The organism is Segatella copri, assembly GCF_019249795.2.
GTDB lineage: Bacteria > Bacteroidota > Bacteroidia > Bacteroidales > Bacteroidaceae > Prevotella > Prevotella copri_B.
The window spans coordinates 3069856-3081864 of sequence record NZ_CP156891.1; the positions used below are offsets into that span (position 1 = coordinate 3069856).

Annotated in this window: 11 protein-coding genes; 2 read left to right on the plus strand and 9 right to left on the minus strand. The window is 45.5% G+C overall.

The window, feature by feature from the left end; all coding sequences use genetic code 11:
* The first annotated feature begins 467 nt into the window (after nt 1–467).
* Complete coding sequence (locus KUA48_RS12730; RefSeq protein ID WP_153089035.1) at nt 468–1403, plus strand: ComF family protein; 936 nt, start codon at nt 468–470, stop codon at nt 1401–1403.
* A gap of 876 nt (nt 1404–2279) precedes the next feature.
* Here KUA48_RS12730 and KUA48_RS12735 read toward each other — a convergent pair.
* Nucleotides 2280–2501 carry a DUF1016 N-terminal domain-containing protein gene (locus KUA48_RS12735; protein ID WP_153073244.1) on the minus strand — a complete coding sequence of 74 codons (222 nt, stop codon included), beginning with the start codon at nt 2499–2501 and terminating at the stop codon, nt 2280–2282.
* A gap of 541 nt (nt 2502–3042) precedes the next feature.
* Nucleotides 3043–3690 (minus strand): hypothetical protein, encoded by a 648-nt coding sequence (locus KUA48_RS12740; RefSeq protein ID WP_022120805.1) that lies wholly within the window; start codon nt 3688–3690, stop codon nt 3043–3045.
* Between KUA48_RS12740 and KUA48_RS12745 the strand changes: the two genes are divergently transcribed.
* Nucleotides 3690–3863, plus strand: coding sequence for a nucleotidyl transferase AbiEii/AbiGii toxin family protein (locus tag KUA48_RS12745; protein WP_153086830.1), 174 nt, complete (start codon nt 3690–3692; stop codon nt 3861–3863). The genes KUA48_RS12740 and KUA48_RS12745 overlap by 1 nt on opposite strands.
* Before the next feature lie 10 nt (nt 3864–3873).
* On the opposite strand, the gene KUA48_RS12750 is transcribed toward KUA48_RS12745, so the two are convergent.
* The 7 genes from KUA48_RS12750 to KUA48_RS12780 form a co-directional block, all read right to left on the minus strand.
* Nucleotides 3874–4617, minus strand: a complete 744-nt coding sequence (locus KUA48_RS12750; RefSeq protein ID WP_022120806.1) for a hypothetical protein — start codon at nt 4615–4617, stop codon at nt 3874–3876.
* 48 nt (nt 4618–4665) lie between these two features.
* Entirely contained in the window at nt 4666–5277 is a 612-nt protein-coding gene (locus KUA48_RS12755) for a polysaccharide deacetylase family protein (RefSeq protein WP_006847742.1), read from the minus strand.
* A 73-nt stretch (nt 5278–5350) separates the two neighbouring features.
* Entirely contained in the window at nt 5351–8785 is a 3435-nt protein-coding gene (locus tag KUA48_RS12760; protein WP_218433572.1) for a DUF2723 domain-containing protein, read from the minus strand.
* 147 nt (nt 8786–8932) lie between these two features.
* On the minus strand, nt 8933–9634 hold the full coding sequence (locus KUA48_RS12765) for a metal ABC transporter ATP-binding protein (protein WP_218433573.1): 702 nt from the start codon (nt 9632–9634) through the stop codon (nt 8933–8935).
* Nucleotides 9635–9647: 13 nt separating this feature from the next.
* The gene (locus tag KUA48_RS12770; RefSeq protein ID WP_118254163.1) at nt 9648–10553 is read right to left on the minus strand and encodes a metal ABC transporter solute-binding protein, Zn/Mn family; all 906 of its coding nucleotides are present in this window, start codon (nt 10551–10553) and stop codon (nt 9648–9650) included.
* A gap of 48 nt (nt 10554–10601) precedes the next feature.
* Nucleotides 10602–11054, minus strand: a complete 453-nt coding sequence (locus KUA48_RS12775; protein WP_118080959.1) for a YqaA family protein — start codon at nt 11052–11054, stop codon at nt 10602–10604.
* A complete protein-coding gene (locus KUA48_RS12780) occupies nt 11051–11998 on the minus strand; it encodes a hypothetical protein (protein WP_218433575.1) in 948 nt (315 codons plus the stop codon). Before KUA48_RS12780 ends, KUA48_RS12775 begins: the two co-directional genes overlap by 4 nt.
* Nucleotides 11999–12009 lie beyond the last annotated feature (11 nt).

Genomic DNA, 12009 nt, shown 5'->3' on the forward strand with positions numbered 1-12009 from the left:
TTTCTTTTAATCGGTTAGCTTGCAACCGACAAAAAGAAACACTTTTCCTCATGCCGTACTACTGAGACATGGAAAGGTGGCGTGCCACTGTTTTATGTCGTTTGGATTGTGCGATAAAAATGGGACTGCGAATTGTGGCTATAAAAGTCAGCCGTTGTCAGCACGGCAAACAAAGAAAAGTCCTTGGCAGTATAGTCTTGAAGTATTTCAAGGCATACCGCCAAGGATTTTTCTTGCTGTGCCATAGTCGGAGGAAGTTAGTCTGAGGTACGAGGACTGTCTTTCTTCGACGACGGCTGACTTTTATATAGTACTTTGACAGTGTGAATAGGCTATCATGTGAACCTCAAGAAACTAGAAACGGCAAACAAAAATGCTAATGAAAAATAAAAGAGCATAAAGATTGTATCAGAATGTAATATCCCAAGATAAAATGCGTATTTTTGAATTCTAAATAGTTATAGCTTATGGGGCAACAATATGCAGGCATAAACAATAAATATGGAAAGAAAGGTCATCTGTATGATCTTTCTGCGAAACTCTTGTCACAAACAAAAGGTAGTTTTATGGTCATTTGTCTGGAAAATTCAGACAAGTTTTATTTCCTTCATCGCATAAAGTGTAATTTACAGACTGTATGCAAAGATATGGGATGGGTAATAGTACACCAGCAACTCTTTAATCGTGATTTAGTCATAGGAATGGGTCTTGCAGAGAAGGGTATGTCTGACATGACCATTTTTCGCACAAAAAACGAGGACATATATAAGATTTGGAAAGATGTCTTGCATTTTGTGTTTCTAGGTAATGGTCTCCCGAATATAGATTATTTCTCTTATGACACCTCTTTTATAGGACAGGATTATGCACATGATATAGAATATTACTATATTCATGACTATTATCCGCTTACATGTAAGCAAGTATCCCATAAAGCAAGACAAGTTCGAAATACCGTCTATGCATTCAAAGATGGAGAAAAATCCTTGCTTTGGGCTAAGGTGTTTTCTGTATGCATCTCTAAACTATCGTGTTTTGACGCAATAAAAGAGAATGCTGTGCTTGTGCCGATACCCGCTTCAACAAAGAAAGCACATGGTAGACGCTTTACTCGATTTTGCAGGGAGTTGGCAAAACGATTGGATATTGCCGATGGATTCCTAACTCTGTGGATTGAATTTGATAGAGAAAAGATGAAAGGTACAATTGGGAAGAACAAAATTGAAAATCTGACATTCAATCGGATACATATAAAAGGCAAGCATGTGTTGCTTGTTGATGACGTAATCACTACAGGTACAAGTTTAGTTCAAATTGGGAAGAAACTATTAGAACTTGGAGCGTTGTCTGTCAGAGGTGTCTTTATGGCTAAAACTGTTCGAGAAACAGAAATGTCGGTATGATGATTTTCGTCTAAATAATAAATAGAAGATAAAAATGTGCTGGAAACATTCTTTATCTTCGATTTATTTTTGTACTTTTGCAACCGAAAGAGTTCTTTAATTGGTTATGCAAATTACAGCAGGATACTACATCCTGTATATTTCTAATTCGTAACCTCTTCTTCTAATGAAACAAATAGATGTTTCATTTTCAATTACTTACATAAAATAGCGTGTTTTGGCATCGTAACCATGATACTTAGGCATCGTAACTATCTTGTTTACGGCCGGGGGGTAACTAGGGTGAGTAGGAAATCGCTTTTTCTGGGAGTCTATATATATACTATATCTTTCCTATAGTAAACGAACCTTTACATAAGGAAACTCTTAGAAAGTACTCTCCCCTTACTTACCCTACCCACCCGTAGAAGGGCAGGTCGGGGGCGGTATCCTGCTGCGAATAGTCATCCTCTGCTCTTGGCGATGAAGTCGGTGAAGGGTGAACCCCGATGCCAACCTTTGGCGTTAATAATGTGTTAAAAACACCCCATAACCCATTATAATAGAGATTCTTATATTTCTAGCATGCGCTGTATATACAAAGTTCTTTTTACTAGGGTTCACCCCAGAGCCGAAAAGGTGAATGCTTGGGGCAAGTGTTCACCCCGCTGTTCACCATTTGGTAACTATCGGCAAAGATACGACAAAAGGCTTCCTGTTTTATTTCAAGCAATGTTCGTTCATTGGCATTGGGGTTGTTGTATTATCCACTTCCTGTAAGAGGGTGTGTCATAAGTCTGGATAATAGTTGGTGTATAACAGTTGACTACCGCATGCACAACAGCCTCTTTCAACAAATAGAAGAGGGTGAATCATAAACTTATGACACAGCCTCTTTCAATTTGACTTGAATAGAACGCAAATCAGCGTTTTACATGGTAAAGGTCTTGAAAATCCCTCACTCTGAGGAATTTCCGAACGCATATCAAGGCTAAGCCTATCTACAACCTTTGCACCCCACTTGTATTGTTTCTGCTTCTCGCAAATGTCCTCGCCCAAACTCCAGTAGAATTTGAGCATTTCCGTATTCACTTTGACAGCAGCTTTTAGTTGTGCCATGCGGAAACGTTTCTTCAGGTCAGACAATCACTTCACATAGTTCTTGTCTGCCATGAAGGAGTCGCTATTCACGAACTGCGGTATATTATCTTTATTTTTCATATCATTACCTTTTTTGAAATCCTTAGTTTCCTTTATATCAGAAAGTGTTTCTTCAATATCTTCAAATTGTAGGCAACTGGCTCTGTATGTTTTCAGGCATGAGCTTAGACATCTTTCTTGTAATTGTGCAACAAGTTATTGCACATTTACTTCGTCTAATTTGGCAACAGCTTGTTGTCAAATTGTAAGTTGCTCATTATAAAACTGATACCATTGTCTGATATACTTCAAGTTTCTGTATGAAAGCCCTTTCATATCTGGGAACTCTGCCACAACTTGTGGAAAGTTTACTCTAACAATCCCAACTCTTTCAGATAGCCCTCAATCTCCTTGTCAAGGTCAGCACGTTTGGCCTCCAGGTCCTTGATTGCCACGTAGTTTGTTTGCAACTTCTCAAAGTTTGTCAAGAAATTTCTGTTGTAATTCTTCGCTCATATCGTTATTTCTTTTTTATATTCAATGATTCACTGACATTGATATATTTTTCGTCTTTATCTGTTATATACTGATGGCTGTACTTTCCTTTTCCCTCATTTAGGATTATTACACCATTCCAAAAGGATGTCGGACTTATGGCATAGCTTGGGTCTAAACAGAATATTTTCTTGACACCGTCTTTTTGTTCTTCATACCCAATAGCAAGTACAGCATGAGCGCCACCTTTAAAAGACAGAGCGGTAATCAAAGGCGTGTCGCTATCTATTGCAGTCCTAAGTTCTTCTACAAAAGAAGTTTGGTCTGATAAAGATGCTGTATATTGAAGAGGCGAAGATGTAACCTCTTTAGCAAAAGAATGGGATAGCTTTTCTTTTATTTCGGAAAAATAAAATCCATCACGGCACAGTCCTTCTGTCACAAAGAACTCTTTGAAAAGTCTCCCTTTTGCGGTATTTCCCTTAAATGTTGTTTTCAAGTTGACAACTTGATTACGAGTAAGAACCTTTAGTATGAGCAGGTTCATCATCATGGAATATACGGCACAAGCCCCATCCATTTCTCCTTGTTGTAAATGGACAGGTTGCCACTTGCGGTTAAATACGCTAACACCCGAAGCCGTTATATCTAAATCTTTAATAATCTTAATCATTGTCACTTTGTTATTCCCAACTGCCAAGACTCTCGGTAGATATAGACCTTGACTTTACTGTGGATTGCGACCGAGAATCCATGCTCTCCATTCGCCAAGAAGTGAATAACGAGATTCTACGCTATATGGAGTCGGATGGTTCTCGAATCTGGTGCTGTGCTCGTCATCAATGATGCTTTTCTCTTATTCTTCTGCCAGTTCTTTCATCGCATCGTTTAATGTGTTGAAAAGAACGTTGATGTTTTCTTCTTCATTCTTGCATGCCTCCTTGAAGAGGGCAACAGGATCTTCGGTGCTGCTCTTGAGTGGAGTCTCGTTGAGCAGGATGTTGACATTGTTCAGCAACATGCCGTGAAGGGTAGGCATGTGGAGCTGGTGCTGCTCGCCCTCCTTGCTGCCACACTTCAGTCCGGCTGCGTATGCCTTTACGATGATGCGGACCAGAAGATGGATTGCCATCGGTTCGTCGGCGAGACTGATGAGAATGCCGTGGGTATAATCGCGTACATGCTCTTCAAGTGTGGTAAACTTGCCTTGAAGAAGCCAGGTGAAGTTACGCTTGTATTCAGACTCCATCGCCTTGTAAAGCTGGTTCGATTTGCAGGCTATGCGCAGGTAGTCGAGCATGGTTGGCTCAAAGGTCGGGTCAGCCTGTTTCATGCTGTCGAAGTTCTTCTTCATGCGCTCGTTGGCTTCCTCGGCAGTCTTGTAGTTGAGGCGTACGAGGGTAGAGAACATGATGTCGAAGAAGTATTGGTTTACCTCGCCATAGTGCTCCAGCATCATCTGCTTGATCTGTTTCGGGTCGTTCTTCTTGCTGAAGTCATTGCCTTCGATGGTAGCATCGATGATGCCACGTGCGTAAGCTTCGAAGAAACCTCTTACAAATGCAGCTACTGCCTGATAACTGTTGATTCTTTTGCTCATTTCTTGTCTGTGTTTATTGGGCTGTTCCTGTTTGGGAATAACAGCTTCTTATTCAAAAGTCTTAAATTCATACCCCTGTTCCATGAGCCATTCTATGGCCTGAGGGAGCGCTGTCTTCAGCTTTTCAATGCTCTTCAGCGAGTCGTGGAAGGTGATGATGCTGCCATTGCGGGCATACCGTTTCACATTGTTCACCACATCTTCTGCCGTCATCCATTTGGAATAGTCGCGCGTCACCACGTCCCACATGATGACCTTGTAAGTGCGGTGCAGCCACCAATACTCACTTGGTCGCATCCAGCCGTGAGGTGGACGGAAGAGATGGGCATGGATGATATCGTTCGCCTTATTGGTGTTGAGCACGTAGGAGATGACGCGGTGCTTGAAGGCACCGATATGATTGAATGTATGGTTGCCAACCTGATGACCCTCTGCCACAATCTGGTTGTAGAGGTCATGATGGCGCAATACATTCTCGCCTACCATAAAGAAAGTAGCCTTGATATTGTACTTTCTCAGGGTCTCTAAGATGAATGGAGTTGACTCTGGAATTGGACCGTCATCAAATGTAAGATAGACAGAATGGTCTTTCTTGTCCATTCTCCAGATGGCCTTTGGATATAACCATCTGAGCCATTTGGCTGGTTGCTCTATGAACATGGATAAAACAGGTTTATATGAATAATGAAAAGTTTGGTGTCGTGTTTCGCGACACCAAACTTTTTTCTATTTTTTACTGATTGCCTTCCGGCATTCTGCCACCTCTGCCATGATAGAGACGGTAGAGGTTGTTGAGCTGCTTCTCATACTTCTGCTCCAACTGTGGACTCACCATTCCGGCAGCCTCGCAGATGCTCTGCATGATCATAATCTGACGGATGCAGTCGTGCTCTGCCTGGAGGAAACGGTCGTTTGGCAGCGAGAGATAGTAGTTGAGGTATTGTGAAGCATTCTTCCATACCGCTTCTATATATTCCTTGCCCTTGGCTTTCTGACCGGTCATCAGCCAGCCGCGAGCCATATCCAAGCCACCGCTCATGTAGTCGAGCGTAACATTGTAGGCAGGAATCTCGGTATCAGCCTTCTTCAGGATGTTGATAGCCTTCTGCTTCTTGCCTTCGGCGATGAGCTGGAGGGCTGTCTGGGCGAGCAGGCGACGGTGGGTATAACACATACGCATGGTTGTCTCGTCGATGTAGAGTCCCTTCTGCTTCAGGTTGCCGAACTTGAATCGGGTCATGATGTTGTGATAAGCCTTCTCTGTATCGAAGTTCTTGGCACCTGGCTTGTTGGTGGTGAACGGAGTGATACGGTTCACAAGTCCCTCCTGTACGAAGTTGTCACCGAGGTTCATATAGTTCTCTTCGCCTACGGTGAGTGCTACGTAGAGCGGACGGGTCCAGTTGCACTGTGCCAGCATTTCGAGCATCATGAGGTCGTTCTTGTAGAGTGCGCTCTTGCCGGCAAGAGAGATGACCATCTTATCTGGAATAGAATCTGATGCCATCATCATGCCGCTCTTCTTTACAGCCTCCTTGTCGATGGTGACATAGAGGGTATCCGTAGGGATGAAGTGCATGTCAGGGTTCTTGCTGCGTACCCAGTTCTTCAGGATGTTCTTGAGCTCGAACGGTTCGTCACCAAACTGCTTCTTGGCATTCTCTGGATCCTGCTTGTAGAAGTCGAGAATCTGCTTCTTTGCTTCAGGCTCAACAGATACATATTCGTTGGTACCTGAACAGAAGTCGAGACGTGGCCAGGTGATTGGCACGGATGGTGAGTTGTATGCAGGACGCATCATCTGATCGATATACCAGTCGGTCTGCAGGTAGCTCAGGTTACATACGCGGGCATCTGTTCCAACGCCTTCTACCTCCTGGTTGTACCAGAGTGGGAAGGTATCGTTATCACCATTGGTAAAGATGATAGGGTTTCCCTTCTCCTGGAGTGACATCAGGTAGTTCTGACCGAAGTCACGGCAGGTGTAACGGTTTGAGCGGTCGTGATCATCCCAGGTCTGTGATGCCATCTGGATAGGTACGAGAAGTGTGATGACTGCTACGATGGCTGTTACAGCAGTACCGCTGAGCTTCATCTTGCGCTTCAGGATGTCGATGATGGCGAGTACGCCGAGACCGCACCAGATAGCGTATGCATAGAATGAACCGGCGTAAGCATAGTCACGCTCACGTGGCTGCATAGGTGTCTGATTCAGGTAGATGACGATGGCAAGACCTGTCATGAAGAACAGGAAGAATACAATCCAGAACTGCTGGATTCCGATAGGGAGGAGCACTTCCTCTTCCTTGCCGTTCTTCATTACCTTCTTCTTGCGGGTATACCAAGCCTGCCAGAAAAGTCCGATGAGACCGAGAATCAGCGGCATGCAGTAGAATACATTGTGTCCCTTGTTCTCCTTCAGGTCGTCTGGCAATTTGCTCTGGTCGCCATAGAGTGAATCATCAATGAATGAGAAACCGGTAATCCAGTTGCCGTGCTCTGGCTCACCATTGCCCTGGATGTCGTTCTGACGGCCGGCAAAGTTCCACATGAAGTAGCGCCAGTACATGAAGTTGCACTGGTAAGAGAGGAAGAAGCGGATGTTGTCAAACTGTGACGGCATCTTCACCATGATACTTTCTCCGCAGCGGTCGTAAGGAATCTCTGTGCCTTCTACACCGCCCATCCAGTCTTCGTATGCCTGGGCATGATCCGAACTGTACATACGAGGGAAGAGCATGTTCTGGGCATAGATATACTTATTCTTGTGACTTACTACGAAGTAAGAGTCCTTCTCATCAGCCGAAGCTTTCTCCTTGCGCTGGTAAACCGGTGCACCTTCTTTCATGACAGGCTTGCACATGTTGCCGTCTACTTCGAGGGCTACCTGTGATGTATAAGCCTGGCCATAGAACAGAGGGCGGTCGCCATACTGGTCGCGGCTCAGATAACTTCCTAGGGTAAAGATGTCCTCAGGAGAGTTCTGGTCCATAGGAGGGTTGGCAGAAGAACGGATTACGATGAGTGCGTAGCTGGAATAACCAATCATCAGCATCAGCATGCAGAGCAAGGCTGTATTCTTGACGCGTGCTGAGATGAGCGGCAGGAGCTGCATCTTCTTCTTGGTGATGCCTGTAGATTCGTCAACGCCTGTTACTACCTCCTGCTTGCGCTTGTAGCCGAGTACGAACCAGAGAATAACCAGCACGATGATGCCGGTAATGGCAGCAGTCCAGCCATATCCGTAGAATGGGATGCCGAGCATGCCGAAGCCGAGAACGAAGGCGATATTCTGCTTCTTCTCGTTCTTCTCAGAAGCATGGCAGGTTTCGTAGATACCCCAGATAACTGAGGCTACGAGACAGATGATGTATACGATTTCACCGGTATTGAACTGACAGCCGAGAGTGTTGACAAAGAACAGTTCGAACCAGCCGCCTACGGTGATGATACCTGGAACCACACCATACAGTACGGCTACCACTACGAGGAATGAAAGGAACAGCGCCAGGAGCGAGCCCTTGAGGTTGGCATGTGGCACCTTCTTGTAGTAATAAACCAATACGATGGCTGGGATACAGAGCAGGTTGAGCAGGTGGACACCGATACTCAAACCGGTCATATAGGCGATGAGCACAAGCCAACGATCGCTATGAGGCTCGTCAGCATGGTCTTCCCACTTCAGGATGAGCCAGAATACCACAGCGGTAAAGGCAGAAGAGAACGCATAAACCTCACCCTCGACAGCTGAGAACCAGAAGGTATCGCTGAAGGTGTAGATGAGTGCGCCCACCATACCGGATGCCTCGATGGCAATCAGCTTGCTGGTAGTCAGTTCTTTCCTGTCGCTGATGACGAGTCGGCGAGCCAGGTGGGTGATGGTCCAGAAGAGGAACATGATACAGACGGCGCTCAGCAGGGCGCTCATCGTATTTACCATCTTGGCTACCTGGGTAGTGTCGCTGGCGAAATGTGTGAAGAAATTGCCTAAAAGCATGAAGAATGGTGCCCCAGGTGGGTGACCGATCTCCTGCTTGTAAGCAGTCGTAATAAACTCAGGACAGTCCCAGAAGCTGGCTGTCGGTTCAATTGTGGAACAATAAGTGAACGCCGCAATGATGAATGCGACCCATCCGAAGATATTGTCCACTAATCTGTACTGTTTCATTATTGTTTAAACTTTAATGTATTATATTTCTTTCTGAATGCTTTCTCTGTGCCTTTCAAAAAGGCACATTCCAATTGCAAAGATAATAAAAAGATGAGATAATATGGATTTTTGCACCTGTTTTTTAGGCATTATTATATAATAAGCCTATACATTTAAGAAATGCTCTTCCAGTTTCTCTCTCGGCATATCTGCCGTATCGTGGTAGTGGAGATGATGATTTACGCAGGCGATGTGCTTTACGTTATTGAGCACTTCGGCTACATCATGGCTTACGATGATAATGGCGCACTCCCGGTTGATCTGTTCCAGCATCTCGTACATCTGCTTCTGGAAACGGCGGTCGATGTAGGTGTTGGGCTCATCCAGTATCACTACATCGGGTTTCGAAACAATGGCGCGGGCGAGGAGTACTCGCTGCAGTTGTCCGCCGCTCAAGGCTGCGATATGGCGGTCTTTCAACTCCGTGAGCTGCATCTGTTCCAGACAGTCGAGTACCTGCTGGTGCTGTGCCTGGGTGTATCTGGAAAAGAGGCTCTTGGTCCTGCTGAGGCCGGAGAGTACCACTTCATAGACGGAGATAGGAAACTGTTTGTCGAGATGATTGTATTGGGGCAGATATCCCATGCTGATTTCCCTTACTTCCTCTCCGTCTTTATAAAAGCGGATGCTGCCGTCTGTGGGTTTCAGCAGTCCCAGAATAAGGCGCATGAGGGTTGTCTTGCCACCACCGTTGGGACCGATGATGCCAAGATAATCGTCTTTGTAGACGGTGAGGTTGATATCGTGGAGCACCTCCTTGCCTTCATAGCCTGCAGAAAGATACTCGATTTTTATGATTGGAGTCATATTATTGTAGTTTTTACTTCCCAACAACGATTTTCTTGCCTTGTACCGCTGCTGCCGCTTCCTGCATCGCCCAGTTCCAGTCGCCCTGCAATGGATTGATATCCATTGGCTTGGTGTGGCTCTCGTTGATGAAGGTTGTGGTGTTGCGGTTGGCAAATTCTGCTTGAATCAGGCAGAACTTGATCTTTTCTTTTCTGGCTCTCTCGATGAGGCTCTTCAGCTGGGCGGCACTCGGCTCCCTGCCTTCTTCCTCTATGGCAAGCTGCTCCAGCTGGTAATCACGGGCAAAGTATGTGAGGATAGGGTGATAGATCACAAACTTGCGTACCATCTCCGGATTATCCTTGAAACTCTTTCTGATGATGCTGTCCTGCCTGTCGATGCTGCAGAGCAACTGCTGATAGTTTTTCTGGAAGAAAGTCTTGTTTTCCGGTTCCAGTTGGCAGAGTGCCTTGAAGATGTTGCTGGAGATGATGCGGGCGTTTTTGCAACTCATCCATACATGCGGGTCGGTATTGCCGCCTGGTGTCTTGGCAGGCGTGATGCCTGTGGAGGTATCTATCACCTTCATGTCAGGAGCGTTGTCCTGCAGCTTCTTCATCCAGGTCTGTTCGAAACCGATGCTTCCCACTTTCAGATAGAGGGCACTCCTGGAGAGTTCCATCATCTGCTGGGCATAAGGCTCGTAAGTTTCAGGATTGTTGCCGTTGGATACCATCACGTTGACATCCACCTTATCTCCGGCAATCTTATCAACGAAAAACTTGTAGGGAGGGATAGTTACGGTAACAGCAGGTTTGCCATCGCTGTTGGCGACAGATTCCTTTCCGTTACTTTCTGCGGTGTGGCCTTTCTGCTGGCTGCCTTTACAGCCCGCGAAAGCCACGCATAATATAATAAGGTATAAATACTTTCTCATAAGCAGTCAATCTATATGAATCAATTCTTTGTTTTCTTTGCAGCTTGTTTAAAAGATGAAACTGAGTCCGTAAACCAGCAGTACATATCTCAACACCTTTCCGATGGTGATGCTGATGACAGAAATCACGATGTTGGCTCTCGTCAGTCCCAAAACGATGGTGATGGCACTGCCCAACAGGGGCAGGAAGGCAAAGAATCCCATCCAGGCTCCTCTGTCGGCCATGAAATGCTGAGCCTTGTCAAGACTCTCTTTCTTTACATGCAGATATTTCTCTATCCATTCCAGCTTGCCCATCCGTCCTACGCCATAGTTGAACATAGAACCGAGCACATTGCCGATGCTTCCATACAGTACGAGCTGGATAGGTTCCAGTCCGGCAGCCTGTAAGCCCGACATGACCACCTCGCTGCTGAAGGGAAAGAAACTGCCGGCAAGGAAGGCTGATACCAGCATGCCCCAGTAGCCCCAGCTCATTAAGAAATCTATAATCCAACTCATAGTAATATGCTCTCTGGTACGAGTATGTTGTAAGCCATGATAAGTACCAGCATGATGAGCAGCAGGATGAAGGATATGTTGGTAAACTTACCTCTGGTGAATGTGATGAAATGGGCGATAAGCGGTGCTGTATTCACAATCAGGATGCCGCCCAGTTCCTGTATATATTGAGGCTGGAGGACGATGAAGATGATGCAGGCAACCGATATCATGATAAACGTTTCGTAGATCATGCGGGTTCGTATCTTATCGCCGTAGCTGGTGCGTATGAAGTGGATGGAACCGATGATGGTGAGCAGGATAACGAAACTCAGGTCCAGTACCTGATGGTCGGTAACCTGCGAATAATCAAAGAGTTCGCTGTAGTTGATGAGTTCGCAGAAATGGTCAGCCAGCCCCTGTATGTTGTCGGTATAGAAGAAATAACCGGCTGCAAACCAATAGGGCACGATGAGACCTACTAGTGTTGCAAAGAATGTCTTTACGCTAAACGAGAGGGTAAACACCATCATCATAATCCACAGGATAGGCATGAAATAGCCTATCTGCACGAAAACCATCGATGCCAGACCGATGCAGGCAAAGGCGTAGAAAGTCCAGCCTGTTGAGCGTTTATCCTGATAGCAATTCCAGATAATGAGATAAAAGGCGATGAAACACATCGTCACAATACTGCTTTTTAAAGAGGGGTGGGAGAGTCCTGTCATCGTCAGTAATGCCAGAAAAGTGCAGGATACCATTCGGCTGTAGGTACGCATCAGGGCATTACGGTTGTTCAGTTCCACCATCAGCAGGGTAGACATGGCTGTAAAAGCAAATTCTACCCAGATATTGGATACCAATAAACCTACTGCAACCCAAACCAGCGTGGCAAGGGTTGCAGTAATAGGTAAAGAGTAGCGGCTAGCCGCTACTTTATTTTGAAAAGTTTTCTTTCTTAACATCTAATTCAACA

Excerpts from the sequence above, each read along its gene's own strand:
- KUA48_RS12770 (WP_118254163.1), bottom strand. The coding sequence starts at position 10,553 with ATGAGAAAGTATTTATACCTTATTATATTATGCGTGGCTTTCGCGGGC.
- KUA48_RS12765 (WP_218433573.1), bottom strand. The coding sequence starts at position 9,634 with ATGACTCCAATCATAAAAATCGAGTATCTTTCTGCAGGCTATGAAGGC.
- KUA48_RS12740 (WP_022120805.1), bottom strand. The coding sequence starts at position 3,690 with ATGATTAAGATTATTAAAGATTTAGATATAACGGCTTCGGGTGTTAGC.
- KUA48_RS12780 (WP_218433575.1), bottom strand. The coding sequence starts at position 11,998 with ATGTTAAGAAAGAAAACTTTTCAAAATAAAGTAGCGGCTAGCCGCTAC.
- KUA48_RS12735 (WP_153073244.1), bottom strand. The coding sequence starts at position 2,501 with ATGGCACAACTAAAAGCTGCTGTCAAAGTGAATACGGAAATGCTCAAA.
- KUA48_RS12730 (WP_153089035.1), top strand. The coding sequence starts at position 468 with ATGGGGCAACAATATGCAGGCATAAACAATAAATATGGAAAGAAAGGT.
- KUA48_RS12755 (WP_006847742.1), bottom strand. The coding sequence starts at position 5,277 with ATGTTCATAGAGCAACCAGCCAAATGGCTCAGATGGTTATATCCAAAG.
- KUA48_RS12775 (WP_118080959.1), bottom strand. The coding sequence starts at position 11,054 with ATGAGTTGGATTATAGATTTCTTAATGAGCTGGGGCTACTGGGGCATG.
- KUA48_RS12750 (WP_022120806.1), bottom strand. The coding sequence starts at position 4,617 with ATGAGCAAAAGAATCAACAGTTATCAGGCAGTAGCTGCATTTGTAAGA.
- KUA48_RS12760 (WP_218433572.1), bottom strand. The coding sequence starts at position 8,785 with ATGAAACAGTACAGATTAGTGGACAATATCTTCGGATGGGTCGCATTC.